A 20,545-nucleotide genomic window follows, 5' to 3' on the forward strand; every position below is an offset into this window, starting at 1 on the left:
TAACTTTACGCCGAATCCAAAATATTTTATACCTGAAAAGTAAAAATGAACATGAAACACCAAAAACAGTTATTAGCTGTACTTTTGATGGGTGCCGCCTGCACCATGCAAGCGCAACGCAGTGAGACACTGCTGGAGAAAAACTGGAAATTCAGTAAAGGAGATTTTAAAGAGGCTAGCCAGCCGGAGTTTAATGACAATCAATGGGAGTCGGTTGTTATTCCACACGACTGGGCGATTTTCGGTCCATTCGACATGAACAATGACCTCCAAAACGTGGCAGTGACACAGAACTTTGAGAAAAAAGCTTCCTTAAAGACAGGACGTACCGGTGGGCTCCCTTATGTAGGCACCGGATGGTATCGAACCAGTTTTGATGCTCCTGCCGACAAAGAAGTGACACTACTTTTTGACGGTGCCATGAGTGAAGCGCGTGTCTACATCAACGGAAAAGAAGCTTGTTTCTGGCCTTTCGGCTACAATTCTTTTCACTGTAATGTGACTTCTTTATTGAATAAAGACGGTAAAAACAATACGCTTGCCGTGCGTTTGGAAAACCGTCCGCAATCTTCGCGCTGGTATCCGGGTGCAGGTTTGTATCGCAATGTACACCTGATTGTGACCGACAAAATCCATGTGCCTGTATGGGGAACGCAAATCACGACTCCTCACGTCAGCAAGGATTTTGCAGCAGTACGTCTCCAAACGAAGATAGACAACGCCGATGAGAAAACAGCCATCCGTGTAGAGACGGAAATTCTTTCTCCGGAAGGTAAAGTTGTGACCCGCAAAGAGAATACAAGCCGCATCAATCACGAACAGCCTTTCGAACAAAACTTTATTGTAAACGCGCCCGAACTCTGGTCGCCGGAAAGTCCGTCGCTTTACAAGGCTGTCTCTAAAATTTATGCGGATGATAAACTGGTAGATACTTACACCACACGTTTCGGTATCCGCAGCATTGAATACATTGCCGACAAAGGGTTCTACCTGAACGGGGAGCACCGCAAATTCCAGGGTGTATGTAATCACCACGATTTAGGTCCGTTGGGCGCCGCTATCAATGTAGCAGCACTGCGTCATCAGCTTACGCTATTGAAAGATATGGGATGCGACGCGATCCGTACTTCTCATAATATGCCGACTCCCGAACTCGTTGCGTTGTGTGACGAAATGGGATTTATGATGATGATCGAACCGTTCGACGAATGGGACATCGCCAAATGTGAAAATGGTTATCACCGCTACTTCGATGAATGGGCGGAACGTGATATGAAAAATATGCTTCATAATTACCGGAATAACCCTTGCGTCGTGATGTGGAGTATCGGTAACGAAGTACCGACTCAATGCAGTCCTGTCGGTTATAAAGTGGCCAAATTCCTGCAGGATATCTGCCATCGTGAAGATCCGACCCGCCCTGTCACTTGCGGAATGGACCAAGTGACTTGTGTACTTGCCAACGGATTTGCAGCAATGATTGACATTCCGGGACTTAATTACCGTACGCAACGCTATCAGGAATCATACGACCAACTCCCGCAGAATCTGATTTTGGGAAGCGAAACGGCTTCTACTGTCAGTTCACGTGGCGTATACAAGTTCCCGGTGGAGGATAAGAAAGGGGCAAAATATGAAGATCATCAATGCTCTTCATACGATGTGGAGGTTTGTCCCTGGTCGAATATTCCGGACGAGGATTTTGCATTAGCTGACGATCATCATTGGACCATCGGACAGTTCGTATGGACCGGATTCGATTATCTGGGCGAACCGTCACCATACGATACGGATTCATGGCCTAACCACAGTTCAATGTTTGGTATCATCGACCTTGCCAGTTTACCAAAAGACCGCTATTATCTTTACCGTAGCGTATGGAACAAGGAAGCGGAAACCTTGCATATCCTGCCTCACTGGACCTGGCCGGGACGTGAAGGTGAAGTGACTCCCATTTTTGTGTACACTAATTATCCTACTGCCGAATTGTTTATCAATGGCAAAAGTTATGGAAAACAAAGCAAGAATAATAGTTCGCTAAAGAACCGCTATCGCCTGATGTGGATGGATACAAAGTACGAACCGGGTGAAGTGAAAGTAGTAGCCTACGACAAAAACGGAAAAGCGGTAGCTGAAAAAGTAGTCCGTACTGCCGGAAAGCCTCATCACATCGAACTGGTAAGCAACCGTAACGAACTGACTGCAGACGGAAAAGACCTGGCTTATGTGACTGTTAAAGTAGTAGACAAAGACGGTAACCTCTGCCCAGCCGATAATCGTCAGATAAATTTCTCGGTAAAGGGAACGGGTAAATATCGTGCCGCCGCCAATGGCGATCCGACGAACCTTGAACAATTCCATCTTCCGAAAATGCATGCTTTCAACGGTATGTTGACAGCTATCCTGCAAGCCGGTGAAACTGCCGGAGAGATTGTATTTACAGCAAAAGCAAACGGAGTGAAAGCCGGAAATATCCGTATTCAGACGAAATAAGGCTTCTATATCAAGACATATAGGAATTATTACTATTATAAAAGATATAATCATATTATAGTAATTAAGTCATAAGATTTAAAAACGTGATTGCACTGTAACGGCAGCTATGTCGTCACAGTGCATTTTATTTTAATGAACTGCCAATTCATCATATAAACGAACAACCTGTTCGATACCGGACAAAGTAATTGTAGCATATACTACTAATTATCAACCAATTAGCCCTTTGGCATATTATTTGTGACAATATCAGCAAATAAATAATAAAACAAACGTTGGATAAGCTATGAATACAACTTACATCAGGCAATTTTTTCAAGAATGTAAAACAAAACCATATTTATGTTTTGTATCTATATTTGGTACGGCATTTGCCATAACACTGATCATGATGTATGTAATGGCACATCGTTCTTTTATGATCAATATCGAGCCTGAAGTAAACAGAGAGCGTACTCTTTATGTAAAATGGGTGGGTATGATAAACAAAGAAACTGGTCATCATGTCGGAGATGGTTATTTATCGCTGAAAACAATACGTGAGTGTTTCCAATCTTTGAAAACAGCCGAGAATATATGCATAATCTCTCCTATCAAGCTAGAATTAAGCTCTATCAAGAATGGCCTCCAAAAAAAAAGTTTTATATTATTCACAGATGATGTGTTCTGGAAAATTATGGATTTTAAGTTCATAGATGGAATCCCTTATACAAAAGCCGAATTTGATGCAGGTATTCGAAAAACAGTTATTGGAGAGAGTCTTTGCTTAAGCCTTTTCGGGACTGTGGAAAACATTGTAGGCAGCACGATTGAGTTCAACCATATTCCCTATACAATATGCGGTATAGTGAAAGATGTAACCACTCGAGCCACCTATTCATTTGCCAATGCCTGGGTTCCTTTCACTTCAGTTCCTCCGGCGCCCCCCACTGACCCGGAAAACATAACCGGTAATTATAAATGTATGATTGTCGCTCACTCTTCCAATGATTTTGAAAAAATACGAAAGGAAGTACAACAACAAATAAACAGGTACAACTCATCTCTTACTGAAAATGAAATAACTTTATACCGCCAACCGGACACAAAATATGTAGAAGAAATGCGTTTCGGATCAGGATATCCCCACATGCGCGAGAAATATATTGAGTTAGCTGTCACCCTAATGGTTATTTTATTAGTGCCGGCCCTTAACCTTTCAGGTCTGACGTCCTCCCGTCTGAAAGATCGCATGGGAGAATTAGGTATACGAAAAGCATTTGGTGGAACTCGATGGAATATTATCAAACAAATTCTTCTTGAAAACATGATTCTTTCACTGATAGGAGGGTTGATCGGACTGATCATATCCTATTTCGGCATGTATATAGTGAGAGAGTGGGTATTCACCTCTACTACTTATTTTAGCTTGAATATTGACCCAGATATCCCTACTAAAGTCCTCATCAACCCGGGAACATTCATCATTGCTTTTCTATTTTGCACCCTTCTGAATCTGTTGAGTACTGCAATACCAGCATGGAGAATCACATCCCAACCTATTGTCGAGTCATTAAAAAACACTTAAAGATAAAAACATGGTAAAACATATACTCACAATTATAAAAAATCAGCGCAAAAATTATCTTTGGATCCTCATTGAGCTATTAGTTGTATTTATTTGCCTATGGTACATAGTAGACTATACGGGGACTTACCTGTATATCCGCCGACAACCTGTGGGATTCAACATCGAGCATACATATAAGCTGACACTAAATGAATATACATCGGATAATGCACAATACATCTCATCTGAAAATAAGCATACTACTATCGGTGAAGATTTACTTAATTTACAAAAGAATATCCGTCTCCATCCGGATATAGAAGCCGTTTCCATCTCTAAATATTCACAACCATACGCTGCTACACAATATACTAATAAAAGAAAATTCAGTCAGATTCACCTGAATGATTCGTCGGTATTTATGCAACGATACGAAATTTCACCATCGTTTTTCAGAGTATTCAGGATAAGTGCCCAAGCCGGAAGCATCGAAAAATTAGAAAAGAATCTGTCTCCGCAAACTATTATATTGTCACAAGAAGGAGAAAAAAGATTGATTCCAGGTTCATCCGGCATTGGGAAATGGGTAAATATTGACAAGGATGCTTTATCCCGACAAATCACCGCCATTTGTTCGCCGATACGTAATACTGAATATTTCAAAGCGGAGCCTTGTTTTTATATACTTTTGCAAGACGAACATATTGCTTCTGAACTAAATTCAAATAATCTGGGAGAGATGGAACTATGCATACGGGTAAAACCGGAAAAAGACAATGCAGAATTTCCGTCCTGCTTTCTAAATGATTTGACATGGCAAACTAATATTGGAAATTTATATGTCATTGATGTACTTCCTACCTCTGTTATACGAAAAACAATTATCAGTCCGATGACTAGTAAATTCCGCCCCCGGCTACTGATGTTGTTTTTTCTGTTAGTAAATATCTTTTTGGGAATCTCCGGAGTATTCTGGCATCGCACACAACATCGTCACGAAGAATTAGGAATCCGGATGGCTTTTGGAGCTAATCGTAACAATTTACACATCTTATTAATTGGTGAAGGGGTCCTTCTGCTTACGATTATAACTATTCCTGCTACCATCATGTGTTTCAACATTTGTCTGGCAGAACTGATCGACACATATTGGATGGACTTTACAGCCGTTCGTTTTCTGACCAGTATATTTGTCACTTATCTACTCATGGCAATTATGATTATATCAGGAATATGGTATCCGGCCCATCTGGCTATGCGGTTAAAATTGGTGGAAGCGTTATCCTATGAATAATGCATCTATAACTAATAATGAACTGTTCATTTTTTACGAGAAAAGAAGTAGGTAAATACAGGTTAATATCTATCTTTGCCAAAGAAAACGTTACAGATATGTCACACAGGATTCACTTCCTTATTTTTACAGGTCTTTCACTGATGTTCTGTTCATGCCGGAAAGAAAACAGGTTTGAATGGCAAGTTAATCAAAGACACATGGAAGTATCTCTGAACAAAGAATCTGATTCGCTCTATGTCATTCATTTGAATACAGACCAACCCTCCCACTCTGTTTGGAAATTGCCTTATCCAGTCTATCAGTTTGATTATGGAGATGTTACAGGAGACGGGATGCCGGAAATCATTGTGGGGGTTATCAAGCCTACCCGATTCGATCCCAAACCTGACAAGCGGTTATTCATTTACCGGATTGCAGATGAAGCGTATATCCGCCCACTTTGGTTAGGTTCGAGGGTAGCACAACCTTTGGAAGATTTCAGAGTGATTCGTGAACATACTTCTGTGTTGATACGCACCATGGAACGGGAACGAAGTGGAAAATATCTGATAGCGGAATATGCATGGAGAGGTTTTGGTCTGGATTTTAAGGGATATCTGAAACGCGAGACAGAAGAAAAGGAGGCCAAACGCATTCTTGAACGTTAACGTTAGATACTATCATTTATATATGGCAATTTATAGAATAATGAAAAACATGAGACGACTATTATTACTGTCCTGTACACTAGTTCTTATTCTTTGCGGATGCAAGAACAAGAATAAAAACACCTCAACGGCATTGGCACAAGATACTGTTACGACTGCCACTTCATTATTGACCGATACGGTTCTACCTCAATCTATTGATTTGAAGCAGGATATCAGTCGTTACTCTTTTCAGGAGTTACGTTTATTACGTAGTTATCCATACGCTATACACGGTTATCATTTTATGGAAGCGGACATCAATGCTTTCTTCTCGGCCAATACGAAATGGTATAATGATCTTGTCTGGAAGTTATGGGAAGAATCGGAGGCAAACGGAGAGAATAAATTTCCGGAAAACTATGATGAAGTCAAACTGACGGCTGAAGAAAAGGCTTTTGTAGAACGCATCGATGCTCGCATGGCAGAAATGCGTCAGCAACAGTTTACTCAACGAGACTCTTATTATTTAGGAAATGCAAATAATATAGTCAACCTGTTCCAATTTAAAGATATAGACGAGGCATTACTAGCCAAGTTGCAACAGAACAACTTTGCCATTACAGAGGGAAGTAACTTACAGTTGTTTCATGCTTACGAAGAGAATGATTATCGCCAAGTGCCCAATTTCATCACCACTGACTTATATTTACAGGCATTTCACATGTATTTCTCTTATGTACTGAAAAGTCTGGAGAAACAACACATCATTCCTACTTTGGAAAGACTATGTCTATCACTCAACGCAACTTGCATAAGCATCTCCCGCCAGACAGAAGACGAATCTCTGAAAGATATGGCAGAATATGCCGCTACTTTCTATGCTATCCCTTATTATTTGCTGACAAAGGAAACGCCCAATCTCCCTGCTAAGTATCAAAAAGCATATCAACAGGAAATAGAACATATTAATGCACAAGAAGATGATTTCTCGGAATTTCTTTCATACAAAGAGGCATACTTCCCATACAGTCTTTTCAAACCACGCGGACATTATACCCGTGAACCCCAATTACAGGCATACTTTCAGGCTATGATGTGGCTTCAAACTGCCTGCTTTTGCAGAGAACAACAAGAACAGCTCAAACAAGCAATCTTTCAAGCTACCGTACTATCCACTTATAAGGATATGGCCGAGACACCACTAATGGAACTATACCAACGCGTCTATACACCACTTACCTTCCTGATGGGTGAGACTGATAATCTTTCTCTTCTCGATATTGCACAGATTCTGAAGAAAAATAAAGCAGAATATACTGAAGATGCATTGACTCCGGTTCAAATAGAAAAGGTGAATCAAGCGCTCATTGAACTGGCAAAAAGCAAGAACAGGATCAAACCTAAAATAGAAATCTCCTGCCGGGACAAAATCAACTTTATGCCACAAAGATATCTGGCAGATAATGAAGTTCTTCAGGAATTGGTAGACGTCACCCCAAACAGCAAACGTGCTTATCCGAAAGGATTGGATGTCTTTGCCGCTTTCGGAGTAAACTCCGCCGAGACTTTACTGACTGATTTTTACAAAGAACCGGGCAACTGGAACCAGTATACCGGAGAATTACAAAAACTGAAAGATAAATTCAAAGCTTCCCAGCCTGCGCAAGTATCTGTCTACGAATTATGGATGAAAAGTCTGTTCACCATGCAGAAAACGGATAAGAGCCAGCCGGGATTTATGCAAACACCCGAATGGGGATACAAGAACCTGAATACAGCTTTGGCATCTTGGGCTGAATTGAAGCATGACGCGATCCTTTACGGAGAACAGCCCATGGCTGCAGAATGTGGAGGTGCCGGCCCTCCTGATCCGATCGTAGTGGGATATGTAGAACCGAATCTTCCTTTCTGGAAGAAAATGTCAGGAATTCTGCAAGCCACCCAACTGGTTCTGCAACAAAGCAATTGCCTGACGGATGACTTGAAAGGAAAAACAGAGCAGTTGCAAGACTATGTCAGCTTTCTGATTCAAGTAACTGAAAAGGAACTGCGGGGAGAAAAACTGACCGAACAGGAATATCGCACTCTTGAGTATATGGGAAGTAGTATAGAATATTTCACTCTGTCTGTGCTCGATCCGGATTTACATCTGGATAACTGGTCATTAGTGCAAGGTCCGGACAAGTCGATAGCTGTAGTGGCTGATATTTATACCCGCAACGTGAGTGGATGTGATAAGAATGGAGTACTGCATGTGGCAACAGGAAATGCCAACAATATCTATGTGGTAGTAGAAATAGAGGGTAATCTCTATCTTACCCGTGGTGCCACATTTAGTTACTACGAGTTTGTCCAGCCACTGGATACCCGGCTCACGGACGAAGAGTGGCAGAAAATGCTGGAAGAAAAGAAAGCACCTGCCGTCCCGGAATGGATGAAAAAGATCCTGCTGGAGAAAGAACCGAAAGTAGATGACAGAGTTTTTTATAGTTCAGGATGCTAATATCCTTTTCCCGAATTAACCGGATTATAGGTAGTATAGGTCTGTTACTGCTTACTGCCTGCCAGCACCCGTCAGAAGAATGTCTCTCTATCGCTTTCACCGGAGATGTTCTTCTGGACAGAGGGGTACGCCAACAGATTCAACGGGGAGGTGTCGAAGATTTATTTGCGTCGGTAGCTCCTCTCTTTCATCAAATGGACGCTACGGTAATCAACCTGGAATGTCCCGTCACTTCGGTTCGTTCGCCGCTACACAAGAAATATATCTTTCGCGCGGAACCGAGATGGATGGAAGAATTGGTTAAAGCCGGCATCAGTCATGCGGCTTTAGCGAATAATCATACTATGGATCAGGGACGAAGCGGATTGACAGATACTTATCAGCATCTCTTATCGGCAGGAATCACTCCGATAGGATATGGTAATACTTCTTCCGAGAGTTGCCAACCCGTAGTGATAAAGAAAGGAAAAATTAAAGTAGCACTCTTCAATTCAGTTACACTTCCTTTGGAGAATTGGGTATATTTAGAAAATGATCCCGGTATTTGCCAGCAAACCACGGAAGAAATAGAAGAGGAAATCAAGGACTTCAAGCAAGAGAATCCCGAAAGTTATGTGGTCGTTATTCTCCATTGGGGAATCGAGTACCAATCCTCTCCTACTATGAACCAAAGAAAGGGAGCACACCGACTCGTTCGTGCAGGTGCGGATGCTATCATCGGACATCATCCGCACGTCATTCAGAAAGAGGAATATTTCAATGGTAAGCCCATCTTTTATAGTCTGGGCAACTTTGTATTCGACCAACGAAAACCGGAAACATCACAAAGCCAGATTGTGCAACTCAATTTTACATCTACGGCATGCAAAGTTAAAGCACATCCCGTAACGATCCATCAATGCAAACCGGAAATCCAATAAATTAAATAGCTTTCCAGAAAGTTTGGAAATCTCGGTATCTGCCGTAACAAACCAGTTCATCTCCTTCTTCCACTTTCTCATTCTCCGGTAATTCATTCTTCACATGAAGCTCGGTCAGAGAAATACCCAGGCAGTTGGTGATCTTATTCGCCCGTTTCAAGCCTATCATTTTTAAATGAAACTCTTCATCCAAGTTTAACTCATTTACAAAATATCCTACAAATTTCTCCGGAACCGTGAACTTCACAACATAATAATCCTGATCGATGCGGAATCCTTCCATGTTAGTACCGAAATCGAGCAGTTGTACCAGGCTGCGGGCAGCATCTTCTTCCGGAGTCAGGATTCGTTCCAGATCAAAAGCTTCAAGCACCGCTTTATGTACGGCATCAATAGCACGGGCAAAAATACGGGGAACCTTTTTCTGCTTCAACAGGGCAACGACTCGTATCGACGCACCAAAATTCTCTCCAATCGCTACAATAACTATATCCACACTATTCAATGGCAACACTGATAATGATTGTTCGTCAGTGGCATCAATGACAAAAGCTGTAGCAACCTTATCTTTGATGGAGTCTACACGACTTTCGCTTATATCCGCACCTATAATTTCGTGTCCCAAGGCGGACAGTTCTTCCGCCAACACATGGCCGTAATTTCCTAAACCAATAATAATATACTTCATAGCTTTAGTTTATTATGATGTTATCACTCGGATAACGGTATTTTGTATTCTTTTTCTGTTTGACGATTCCTAGCATCAATGTTATTAACCCCACACGACCAATAAACATCAACAAAGACACCAATAGTTTGCTCGCGTCGCACAAATGAGGGGTCAGATTCAGACTGGAACCCACGGTACTAAGCGCAGAGACACATTCGAAAGTCAATGCCATAATGGAAACACCCGGTTCGAGTATGCTCAATGTAAAAATAAAAATGAATAAGACTCCCAATGACATGACTACTGTTGCATTGGAACGCCGGATTGAATCGTAAGACAATTCTCTGCCGAACACTTCCACTCGTTCAGTGCCACGCAATACGGCTACAAGATTCAGAACTACGACCGCAAAAGCATTCACTTTCACACCACCTGCCGTGGACTGTGATCCACCGCCAACCCACATCAGGAATAAATAAACCAATAGCGTCTGCACACTCAATGATGCCAGATCGACACTACTGAAACCGGCTGTTCGCGGACAAGTGGCATTAAAGAAAGCTTGTGTCCACTTATCTGCCACAGGCATATCGGCAAAAGAACCATTCCACTCAAAAGCAGCAATAGCCAATGTGCCGATTAATAAAAGCAGAAAAGTCATGATTAACACGATTTTCGTATTCAGGTTATAGAGGTGCTGCATTTTATGCCGATCCAGTTTGCGGGTACGAATCAATTTCCAGAAACGACGGAGGTGATACAATACAATATCCTTGAAATTGACAAGGATGGGGAAACCGATACCACCAAATATAATCAATAGAGAAACAGTAATAAACAGCCAATTGTGGTTAGTCATCACCATCGGATTTCCTAAATTGCCGGAAAGCGTAGAAAAACCCGCATTGCAAAAAGCTGAAATAGAATGGAAAGCAGCAAAACCCAACTCTCCTTCCAGGGTCATTCCCAACGTTCCGTGAATACTAAACCAAATCGAAACCATGCCGATCCCTTCAATCACTAAGGTGAAGCCTAATATATATAATAAAGTAGACAGCAAAGAACCTAATGAATTGGAACTAACCATATCACGCACAACAAGCTGGTTATAAATGGAAGTATTCCCCATAAAGAACATGGCGAAGAAACTGGTTAATGTCATCACTCCCAATCCGCCAATCTGAATCAGCAGGATAATGACAACTAATCCCGAAGTGGTGAATGTAGTGGACACGTCTACCGGTACCAAGCCTGTAACGCATACGGCACTGGTAGCCGTAAATAAAGAGTCTACCCAGGTGATACCATTTACCGTGCAGCGCGGAAGCATCAACAAGCCTGCTCCAATCAGAATAATAGCCATAAAACTGACTGCCAATATCAGAGACGGATTGGTACGCCGTCCCAACAGACGCACCAGCCCATTGGACAGATTGAGGAAAGAAAGAACTAACAATAACAAAAGATGATAAAACTTCCCATGTAAGAATTCCCAAATATGCAAAATAGCTCCTTCTTCTTCCGGACGATGGAATATAACAGGTACTAAAGTGAGATATAACAACCCACTCAAGATCCAGGCTAATCGCCGGTATTGCTTTTTGGTATTCCGGTATTCCAGCGAGATATGTAAAGTTACATCAATCAGAAAGATGATCCAGACAGTTTTATACAATGTCTGTAAATTCGCCACTTCATCAATAGACAAGGGAAAGCCATGTTCATATACTACTCCGACAATCAATAATAATGACGCCAGATAGGTGAGTGCTTCTACCAGCCCTAACAAGATACGTACATAGGGTTTTAGCAGTTTATTCTGATACAATAAAAACTTATGATAAATCTTCATATCATCTTTTTTAACGGGGTCGTGCAAACTTAACTAAAATAACAATCAAATGCGATTCTTTGTTGACAAAATTTTCCGAATATTAAAAATTTGAGTACTTTTGGCAACAGAAAACTAAAAAACTACAATATTATGAGTGAAAAAAGAAAACGGTATATTCTACCGGAAGAAGAAATTCCACATTACTGGTACAACATTCAGGCTGATATGGTGAACAAGCCTATGCCTCCGTTGCACCCGGGAACCAAACAACCGCTGAAAGCAGAAGATTTATATCCGATTTTCGCAAAAGAGCTGTGTCATCAGGAGCTGAATCAGACGGATGCATGGATCGAAATACCGGAAGAAGTGCGTGAAATGTACAAGTACTATCGCAGCACTCCGCTGGTTCGTGCTTATGGTTTGGAAAAAGCACTCGGCACTCCGGCTCATATCTATTTTAAGAACGAGAGCGTAAGCCCTATCGGTTCACACAAGTTGAATTCCGCACTGGCACAAGCTTATTATTGCAAAGAAGAAGGGGTGACCAACATCACCACTGAAACCGGTGCCGGACAATGGGGAGCCGCTCTTTCTTACGCAGCCAAGGTTTTCGGTCTGGAAGCTGCCGTTTATCAGGTAAAAATCAGTTATGAACAAAAACCATACCGCCGCAGCATCATGCAGACTTTCGGAGCACAGGTCACTCCTTCTCCATCTATGTCTACCCGTGCCGGTAAGGATATTCTGACTAAACACCCCACTTATCAAGGTTCATTGGGAACTGCTATTTCGGAAGCTATCGAACTGGCACAAATGACTCCTAACTGTAAATATACGCTCGGTTCCGTACTTAGCCACGTGACTCTCCACCAGACTATTATCGGACTGGAAGCTGAAAAACAGATGGAAATGGCAGGCGAGTATCCGGATATCGTGATCGGTTGTTTCGGAGGTGGTTCCAACTTCGGAGGTATCTCTTTCCCATTCATGCGCCACACCATACAGGAAGGAAAAAAGACTCGTTTCGTTGCTGCCGAACCAGCTTCTTGTCCGAAACTGACACGTGGTAAGTTCCAGTATGACTTCGGTGATGAAGCCGGGTATACTCCGTTGCTGCCGATGTTTACTTTGGGGCACAATTTTGCTCCTGCTCATATCCATGCCGGTGGACTTCGTTATCACGGCGCAGGTGTAATCGTTTCACAGTTGCTCAAAGATAATCTGATGGAAGCGGTAGATATACAGCAATTGGAGTCTTTCGAAGCCGGTTGTCTGTTTGCGCAGTCTGAAGGTATTATTCCGGCTCCCGAATCCAGCCACGCTATTGCAGCGGCTATCCGCGAAGCTAACAAATGTAAGGAGACAGGAGAAGAAAAAGTGATTCTTTTCAATCTTTCGGGACATGGTCTGATTGATATGACTTCTTATGATAAGTATTTGGCCGGTGATCTGGTGAATTATACATTGAATGACGAAGATATTCAGAAGAATTTAGATGAGATAGGAGATTTAGCTAAATAATAAATTACCTACCAGTTTCAAGTTTCACCACCGATTACACAGATTAACACAGATTTAATTGTAATTCGAAGATTGTCGATATAAAAATCCGTGCTAATCTGTATAATTGGTGGTATTTTTTCATTCCCTATATTTACTTTCTCTCTATTGAATACCTCCATATAAAAGATTTTGCTATCTTTGATGCCATTATTAATCTTATGAACTAATAATGAACAGCCTTAAAAAAACAACAATCTGTCTACTCTTTCTATGTATAGGGGTTAATTGCGTTTTTTCTGAAGTTCCGGAGCAAATTAACTTCTCTTATATTTCTATTAACGAAGGATTGTCACAAAGCACCGTATTTTCTATCGATCAGGACCAAAGAGGTAATATGTGGTTCGCTACCTATGATGGAGTAAACAAGTATGACGGGTATTCATTTACAGTTTATCAACATAATGAAGAGGATCCGAACAGTATTGCTAATGACATTTCACGAATCGTAAAAACTGACAGTCAGGGACGTGTCTGGATCGGTACGCGGGATGGTTTGTCATATTATGACGAGGAAAAAGACAAATTCAGAAATTTCTTCTACGAGAAAAAGGGCAAACGGCAACAAATCAATGGTATTGCAGAAATCTCACCGGAACAGTTGCTTATAAGCACACAGGAAGGACTGACCATGTTCGATATTAAAGAATCCAAGTTTGTAGACGATTCTTTTAGTACCGCTATGCACAAGCTTATAGCTTCAGCTCTTTACAGACAGGGGGATATTATCTATATCGGTACCCCGGTTGACGGGCTTTACAGCTATTCCATTCCTCAAAAGAAACTGGAAAAGATTACTCCGATAACGGAAACGAAACAGATTCAGGCCATTTTGCAGCAATCTCCTACCCGTATATGGGTAGCTACCGAAGGAGCCGGTCTGCTTCTGCTCAACCCGAAAACGAAAGAGGTCAAGGCTTATCATCATTCTTCTTCCAATCCTAAAAGTATCAGTTCCAATTATATCCGCTCTCTGGCACTGGATTCGCAAAACCGCTTATGGATAGGAACGTTCAATGATCTAAACATTTATCATGAAGGAAGCGATTCTTTCGTTTCCTACAGTAGCAGTCCGGTAGAAAACGGCAGTTTGTCACAACGTTCGGTTCGCAGTATCTTTATGGATTCGCAAGGAGGTATGTGGCTTGGAACCTATTTCGGGGGATTGAACTATTACCATCCTATCCGCAACAGATTCAAGAATATCCAGCGTATTCCCTATAAGAATTCTCTAAGCGATAACGTAGTCAGCTGCATTACGGAAGATAAGGATAAGAATTTATGGATAGGAACGAATGATGGTGGTTTGAATCTGTATAATACAAAGACACAACAGTTTACGCACTATATCTTACAGGAAGACGAACGGGAAATCGGTATTGGTTCCAACAATATCAAAGCCGTATATGTAGATGAACAAAAATCACTTGTATATATAGGGACACATGCCGGCGGACTGACTGTCCTCCATCGAAACAGTGGAAAAATGGAAAGTTTCAATCAGCTGAACAGCCAGTTGGTGAATGAGAATGTATATGCAATTCTTCCTGACAAAGGGGGGAATCTCTTATTGGGGACATTAAGTGCTCTGGTTAGTTTTAACCCGGAAAAAAAGAGTTTTACCACCATTGATAAGGAAAAGGACGGTACTCCATTTACTTCACAACGAATCACAATCCTGTTCAGAGATTCCCATAAACGGCTTTGGGTCGGGGGTGAGGAAGGTATATCTGTCTTTCAGCAGGAAGGAATCGAGATAGAAAAGGTGCCTATTCTGCCGGAATCATCTGTAACAAAGACGTTTACCAATTGCATTTACGAGGCTGCCAACGGTATCATTTGGGTAGGTACGCGTGAAGGCTTCTACTGTTTTAATGAGAAAGAAAAGAAAATCAAACGATATACTACGGCTAACGGTTTACCTAACAATGTGGTATATGGTATTCTGGAAGATACTTTCGGACGTCTTTGGGTAAGTACCAACCGTGGTATTTCCTGTTTCAATCCGGAAACAGAGAGGTTCCGTAATTTTACGGAATCCGACGGATTACAGAGTAATCAGTTTAATACTTCTTCGTTCTGCCGTACTTCAAGCGGTCAAATGTATTTCGGGGGTATCAACGGGATCACTACTTTCCGCCCGGAACTGTTGCTGGATAACCCTTATACGCCTCCGGTAGTTATCACCAAACTTCAACTGTTTAACAAGACAGTTCGCCCGGATGATGAAACCGGTATCCTGACTAAGAATATCAATGAGACAGAAAGTATTACCCTGAAATCATGGCAAACTGCTTTCACGATTGAATTTGTAGTATCCAATTATATTTCCGGACAACATAATACTTTCGCTTATAAACTGGAAGGATATGACAAAGAGTGGTATTATCTGACAGATAAACGTACTGTCTCCTACTCCAACCTGCCACAAGGCACTTATCACTTTTTGGTAAAAGCTGCCAATAGTGACGGAAAATGGAATACTGTACCTACAATGTTGGAAATCATAGTTCTCCCTATCTGGTACAAGACCTGGTGGGCAATCATGATTTTCCTCGCCACTTTTATCGGGTTTATCACTTTCGTCTTCCGCTTCTTCTGGATGCGTAAGAGTATGGAAGCGGAACTGGAACTTGAACGCAGGGACAAGGAGCATCAAGAAGAAATCAACCAGATGAAGATGCGTTTCTTCATCAATATTTCGCACGAGCTTCGCACGCCATTAACTCTCATCTTAGCTCCTTTACAAGAAATAATCAATAAGATTAGTGATCGTTGGACTCGTAACCAACTGGAATATATCCAACGCAACGCCAATCGTCTGTTGCATCTTGTCAACCAGTTGATGGATTATCGCCGTGCCGAATTGGGAGTTTTCGAGCTGAAAGTGAAGAAAGAGAATGCGCATCAACTGATACAGGATAATTTCTTGTTCTACGATAAACTGGCACGCCACAAGAAGATTACTTATACTCTCCACTCCGAACTGGAAGAAAAAGAGGAACTTTTCGATCCGAATTATCTGGAACTGATCGTTAATAACCTGCTTTCAAATGCTTTCAAATATACAGAAAGCGGGCAAAGCATTACTGTTACGTTGAAAGAGGAAAACAATTGGCTGGTACTGCAAGTTAGTGACACCGGTATTGGTATTCCTATCAACAAGCAGGGGAAAATATTCGAACGTTTCTATCAGATAGAGAGTGAGCACGTAGGAAGTGGTATCGGGCTGTCACTGGTACAACGTTTGGTGGAACTGCATCACGGACGTATTGAGTTAGACAGTGAAGAAGGCAAAGGCAGTACTTTCTCTGTTTATCTGCCACAGGATATAAATATCTATAAATCTTCCGAATTAGCTTCTAATGACGCTAAAAATGAGGAGGACCAAGTTTATTCTACCAACTCGAAAGAGATGTATTTCATTGATACGGAAAAAGTAGAAAACGAAACGATCGAAACTGGTGACAAGAAACGTGGTACGATTCTTATCGTAGAAGACAATAATGAAATCCGCCATTATCTAAGTAGCGGACTTGCCGAACTTTTTAATACACTGGAAGCCGGAAATGGTGAAGAAGCCCTGGAAAAGCTGAAAGAGAATGAAGTGGACATTATTGTGACTGATGTCATGATGCCTGTGATGGATGGTATCAAGCTATGCAAGAATGTGAAGCAGAATATCCGTACCTGTCACATTCCTGTGATTATCCTGTCTGCCAAAAGCGAAACCAAAGATCAGATGGAAGGCCTGCAAATGGGCGCAGATGATTATATCCCGAAACCATTCTCGCTGGCTATCCTGACTACGAAGATACAGAATATGATGCGTACCCGCAGGCGTATGCTTGAACGGTATTCCAAATCTCTGGAAGTGGAACCGGAAAAGATTACGTTCAACGCCATGGATGAAGCTTTGTTGAAACGTGCCGTTGCCATCGTAGAAAAGAATATGGATAATATTGAATTCTCTACCGACGAGTTCGCCAGAGAAATGAATATGAGCCGTTCTAATCTGCACCTCAAATTGAAAGCTATCACAGGTGAATCGACTATCGACTTTATACGCAAGATTCGTTTCAATGAAGCGGCAAAACTACTGAAGGATGGCCGTTATACAATAGCAGAAGTCAGCACAATGGTAGGATTTAATACGCCGTCTTACTTTGCTACGAGTTTCAAAAAGTATTTCGGATGTTTGCCTACAGAGTATATTAAGAAGGCAAAGGGATAAACAACTAGAGAGGTAAATCCAAAAATATTATGATTTTTACGGAATCTAATCCATAAAAATCATAATATTTTTGGATTGGAAGAGAGTTTATACATAACAAACAACCCCAATGTATAAAACAGTACTTTTCTTTTTTTCAGTAGGGTTTTGAGCTAAATTCATAGTTACAAGGATTAATCTAGCACAATAGTCTTTTTAATAATTCTTCTTGGAGCTATTATTTTCTTCGTTCCCTAATAAATTTGCGTTCCACTTAAGTAGAGCGATAGTTCGACTTAAGTGGAACACAAACTAGAATGTAGAGCTAATTATTATTTATAGAAGATAGGAAACTAAACACAGTATTAAGACAGCTTATCTCTTATTGACAACTAGCGTTTAGTTCGTCTCCGTACCGTTTCCCTCCCGTATCAAAATGAATTAGTTCATTTCATAAAAGAATAGGATGAAAGTTACATTATGATGTATAAAAAGCTTAATATCAGCCTAAAAACCGTTTTTCTAAACATTATTAATATATGATTCAACAATATTAATATCAAAAAATCATTTTTTGAACAAAGTGTGAACAGGACAAATCATCATTTCTAAATAAACAGATTACATTTGCAAACAGTAAAATATAACTTTTAATAATTAAAACCTAATAAAGTATGAAGAACATCTTCTTTATTTGTATGTTCGGTCTGCTAGCATTTGCCGGATGCTCAGACAACGAGGAGGAAATATTGACCGGAGGCAATATAGACATAGATATGCTTCCTCCTAATCAACCTAATGATGTGATCGATGAAAAACTATTTGCAGTTATCAATCTTGATTATCCAGGACTGGAAAAAGCTAAAGAATTTTATAATTCAGGGAAATACTACTATGCAGTAAATGAATTATTAGAATATTACAGAAATCGGACAAGTGTCATCAACCCTAATATTCAACTGATGAACACACCAATTACGGCATCTGAACTAAATATAGCTGACCAAGCATTAGAAAACAGATTTTATGTTAGAGGATTTGCAGAGCGAGTTGAGGATGGAAAAGAGATCTATTATTCTTTTACCAAAGATAATAAAATAGACTGGTCGTTCATTCCCAGTAAAGTCACTGACCAAGAATTTAAATATCAGATTCATCGCCATCAATGGATGCTTCCACAAGCAAAAGCCTATCGCACAAGTCGTGATGAAAAATATGCAGAATCATGGATCAATGTTTACTCGGATTGGCTTAAGACTTTTCCTTATGAAGAAGGAACAACATTCCCCGAAGAAGGAGGAAAAGAGAATGATGTTGATTATCAATGGAAAGGTTTACAGGTAGCTGAAAGAGTTATCTCACAGATAGATATCATGACTTATTTCATTCAATCTAAAAATTTCACGCCAGAATGGCTCTCTGTCTTCTTGACAGCATTTGCCAAAGAAGTAGAATGTATTCGTTTGAATTATTATAAAGAAGGTAACATTCTGGTTACCCAAGCACAAGCTGTAGCAATGGCAGGCATACTTATGCCTGAGTTCAAGAATGCCAATGAATGGCTATCAGAAGGTTCTCAGAAACTAGGAGAACAAATAGATAAACAGTTCCTTGCAGATGGAGTACATTACGAATTTGACATTAGCTACCACGTTGGTGCCATCTCTGATTTTTATGAAACTTACAGAGTAGCTCAATTAAATAATAAAGCTGGCGGATTTCCGGCAGGATACCTTGAGAAGTTAAAATTACCTGCTCATTTTGTCATGGATATCACTTATCCTAATTACAGTGTAGAAAACTTTAATGATACCCGTTCCAGTCGTTTAGGAAAAAGTGTACTCATTAAAAATTTCAAAAAGTATGCAGAAATGTTCCCGGATGATCAAGAAATACAATGGATGGCTTCAGAAAGGCAAAGTGGATCCACACCTACTTATTTACAAAAAGCTTATACAAATGGAGGATATTATATTCTGCGTAATAAATGGGATGACCAATCTATGATGATGATCCTAAAAAACAACAATAATCCTAATAATAAATATCACTGTCAACCAGATAACGGTACATTTAGTTTATATAAAAAAGGACGTAATTTCTTCCCTGACGCAGGGTCATACGCATACAGTGGGAGCGATAGAGAGACCTATCGCGGAACAGCCAGACATAACACGTTAACCATAATGAGTAAAACAATACCTGATGATAGTATGAAAGGGAAATTGCTTCAATTAACAACAAAGACGGATGAAGCAACATCCTACGATGTCTTAGTTACTGAAAATCCGACATATACTGTTTCAGGTGAAAAACATCTGAATTTGACCCATCGCCGTTCTGTATTTTTTGTTAATCAAAAGTTCTTTGTGATAGTAGATGAAGGATATGATACCACAGCAGACCATAACAGTAACATCAATGTGAATTTTCATTTATGTCCTATTGAAAACGCATCGAGCGATGTCGTAATAGACGAAGGACAAAAAGACAGCCATATTTACGGTGCACATACGGCTTTTAGCGACAATAACAATATCATGCTTAGAACCTTTGTTGAAACAGCCAACGATTATAGCGCATCCGTAAAAACGACTAATACTTCTAATGATATAGGACAAAAAACCGAACGTAAAGGTTATCAAGTTACCATACGTAAACCTAAAATAGTAAATGGTGCTGCAAGATTCATTAGCATAATTTATCCAATTAATGATGGCGCGGAAGCAGCAAACATCAACATGACAGCCACATTTACAGATATAGCAGATGATGAAGCCGCTGGAACATTCCATGCAAATGGAACATCAGTAAAAGTAATTATTGATAATAAAGAATATAATTTATCATACACACTTAATTAATATATCTAAG

The 20,545-nt window shown here is 40.6% G+C and carries 11 protein-coding genes; 9 read left to right on the plus strand and 2 right to left on the minus strand.

Annotated features, from left to right (window positions below):
• Window positions 1–45 precede the first annotated feature (45 nt).
• From galB to KSX81_RS00295, 6 genes are all read left to right on the plus strand, one after another.
• Window positions 46–2,493, plus strand: coding sequence for a beta-galactosidase GalB (gene galB / locus KSX81_RS00270; RefSeq protein WP_217725657.1), 2,448 nt, complete (start codon window positions 46–48; stop codon window positions 2,491–2,493).
• A 289-nt stretch (window positions 2,494–2,782) separates the two neighbouring features.
• Window positions 2,783–4,063, plus strand: a complete 1,281-nt coding sequence (locus KSX81_RS00275) for an ABC transporter permease (protein WP_217725658.1) — start codon at window positions 2,783–2,785, stop codon at window positions 4,061–4,063.
• Window positions 4,064–4,073: 10 nt separating this feature from the next.
• Entirely contained in the window at window positions 4,074–5,339 is a 1,266-nt protein-coding gene (locus KSX81_RS00280) for an ABC transporter permease (RefSeq protein WP_022199928.1), read from the plus strand.
• Window positions 5,340–5,539: 200 nt separating this feature from the next.
• Window positions 5,540–5,989 carry a hypothetical protein gene (locus tag KSX81_RS00285; protein ID WP_004302200.1) on the plus strand — a complete coding sequence of 150 codons (450 nt, stop codon included), beginning with the start codon at window positions 5,540–5,542 and terminating at the stop codon, window positions 5,987–5,989.
• 49 nt (window positions 5,990–6,038) lie between these two features.
• Entirely contained in the window at window positions 6,039–8,474 is a 2,436-nt protein-coding gene (locus KSX81_RS00290) for a DUF3160 domain-containing protein (protein WP_022199929.1), read from the plus strand.
• Complete coding sequence (locus KSX81_RS00295) at window positions 8,468–9,394, plus strand: CapA family protein (protein WP_217725659.1); 927 nt, start codon at window positions 8,468–8,470, stop codon at window positions 9,392–9,394. The genes KSX81_RS00290 and KSX81_RS00295 overlap by 7 nt, the downstream gene beginning before the upstream one ends.
• A 1-nt stretch (window position 9,395) precedes the next feature.
• Here KSX81_RS00295 and KSX81_RS00300 read toward each other — a convergent pair whose 3' ends face one another.
• A complete protein-coding gene (locus KSX81_RS00300; protein WP_004302197.1) occupies window positions 9,396–10,082 on the minus strand; it encodes a potassium channel family protein in 687 nt (228 codons plus the stop codon).
• A 4-nt stretch (window positions 10,083–10,086) separates the two neighbouring features.
• Entirely contained in the window at window positions 10,087–11,916 is a 1,830-nt protein-coding gene (locus tag KSX81_RS00305) for a TrkH family potassium uptake protein (RefSeq protein ID WP_118407683.1), read from the minus strand.
• Between the two features lie 132 nt (window positions 11,917–12,048).
• Between KSX81_RS00305 and KSX81_RS00310 the strand changes: the two genes are divergently transcribed.
• The 3 genes from KSX81_RS00310 (at window position 12,049) to hepC (ending at window position 20,535) form a co-directional block, all read left to right on the plus strand.
• Window positions 12,049–13,419 carry a TrpB-like pyridoxal phosphate-dependent enzyme gene (locus KSX81_RS00310; RefSeq protein ID WP_004302195.1) on the plus strand — a complete coding sequence of 457 codons (1,371 nt, stop codon included), beginning with the start codon at window positions 12,049–12,051 and terminating at the stop codon, window positions 13,417–13,419.
• A 211-nt stretch (window positions 13,420–13,630) separates the two neighbouring features.
• Window positions 13,631–17,692, plus strand: a complete 4,062-nt coding sequence (locus KSX81_RS00315) for a two-component regulator propeller domain-containing protein (protein WP_004302193.1) — start codon at window positions 13,631–13,633, stop codon at window positions 17,690–17,692.
• 653 nt (window positions 17,693–18,345) lie between these two features.
• Entirely contained in the window at window positions 18,346–20,535 is a 2,190-nt protein-coding gene (hepC, locus tag KSX81_RS00320; RefSeq protein ID WP_004302192.1) for a heparin-sulfate lyase HepC, read from the plus strand.
• The last annotated feature ends 10 nt before the right edge of the window (window positions 20,536–20,545 follow it).

This window comes from Bacteroides sp. MSK.18.37, assembly GCF_019129155.2.
In the GTDB taxonomy this organism is placed as follows: domain Bacteria; phylum Bacteroidota; class Bacteroidia; order Bacteroidales; family Bacteroidaceae; genus Bacteroides; species Bacteroides ovatus.

Excerpts from the sequence above, each read along its gene's own strand:
- KSX81_RS00310 (WP_004302195.1), top strand. The coding sequence starts at position 12,049 with ATGAGTGAAAAAAGAAAACGGTATATTCTACCGGAAGAAGAAATTCCA.
- KSX81_RS00300 (WP_004302197.1), bottom strand. The coding sequence starts at position 10,082 with ATGAAGTATATTATTATTGGTTTAGGAAATTACGGCCATGTGTTGGCG.
- KSX81_RS00285 (WP_004302200.1), top strand. The coding sequence starts at position 5,540 with ATGGAAGTATCTCTGAACAAAGAATCTGATTCGCTCTATGTCATTCAT.
- hepC (WP_004302192.1), top strand. The coding sequence starts at position 18,346 with ATGAAGAACATCTTCTTTATTTGTATGTTCGGTCTGCTAGCATTTGCC.
- KSX81_RS00290 (WP_022199929.1), top strand. The coding sequence starts at position 6,039 with ATGAGACGACTATTATTACTGTCCTGTACACTAGTTCTTATTCTTTGC.
- galB (WP_217725657.1), top strand. The coding sequence starts at position 46 with ATGAACATGAAACACCAAAAACAGTTATTAGCTGTACTTTTGATGGGT.
- KSX81_RS00280 (WP_022199928.1), top strand. The coding sequence starts at position 4,074 with ATGGTAAAACATATACTCACAATTATAAAAAATCAGCGCAAAAATTAT.
- KSX81_RS00315 (WP_004302193.1), top strand. The coding sequence starts at position 13,631 with ATGAACAGCCTTAAAAAAACAACAATCTGTCTACTCTTTCTATGTATA.
- KSX81_RS00275 (WP_217725658.1), top strand. The coding sequence starts at position 2,783 with ATGAATACAACTTACATCAGGCAATTTTTTCAAGAATGTAAAACAAAA.
- KSX81_RS00305 (WP_118407683.1), bottom strand. The coding sequence starts at position 11,916 with ATGAAGATTTATCATAAGTTTTTATTGTATCAGAATAAACTGCTAAAA.
- KSX81_RS00295 (WP_217725659.1), top strand. The coding sequence starts at position 8,468 with ATGCTAATATCCTTTTCCCGAATTAACCGGATTATAGGTAGTATAGGT.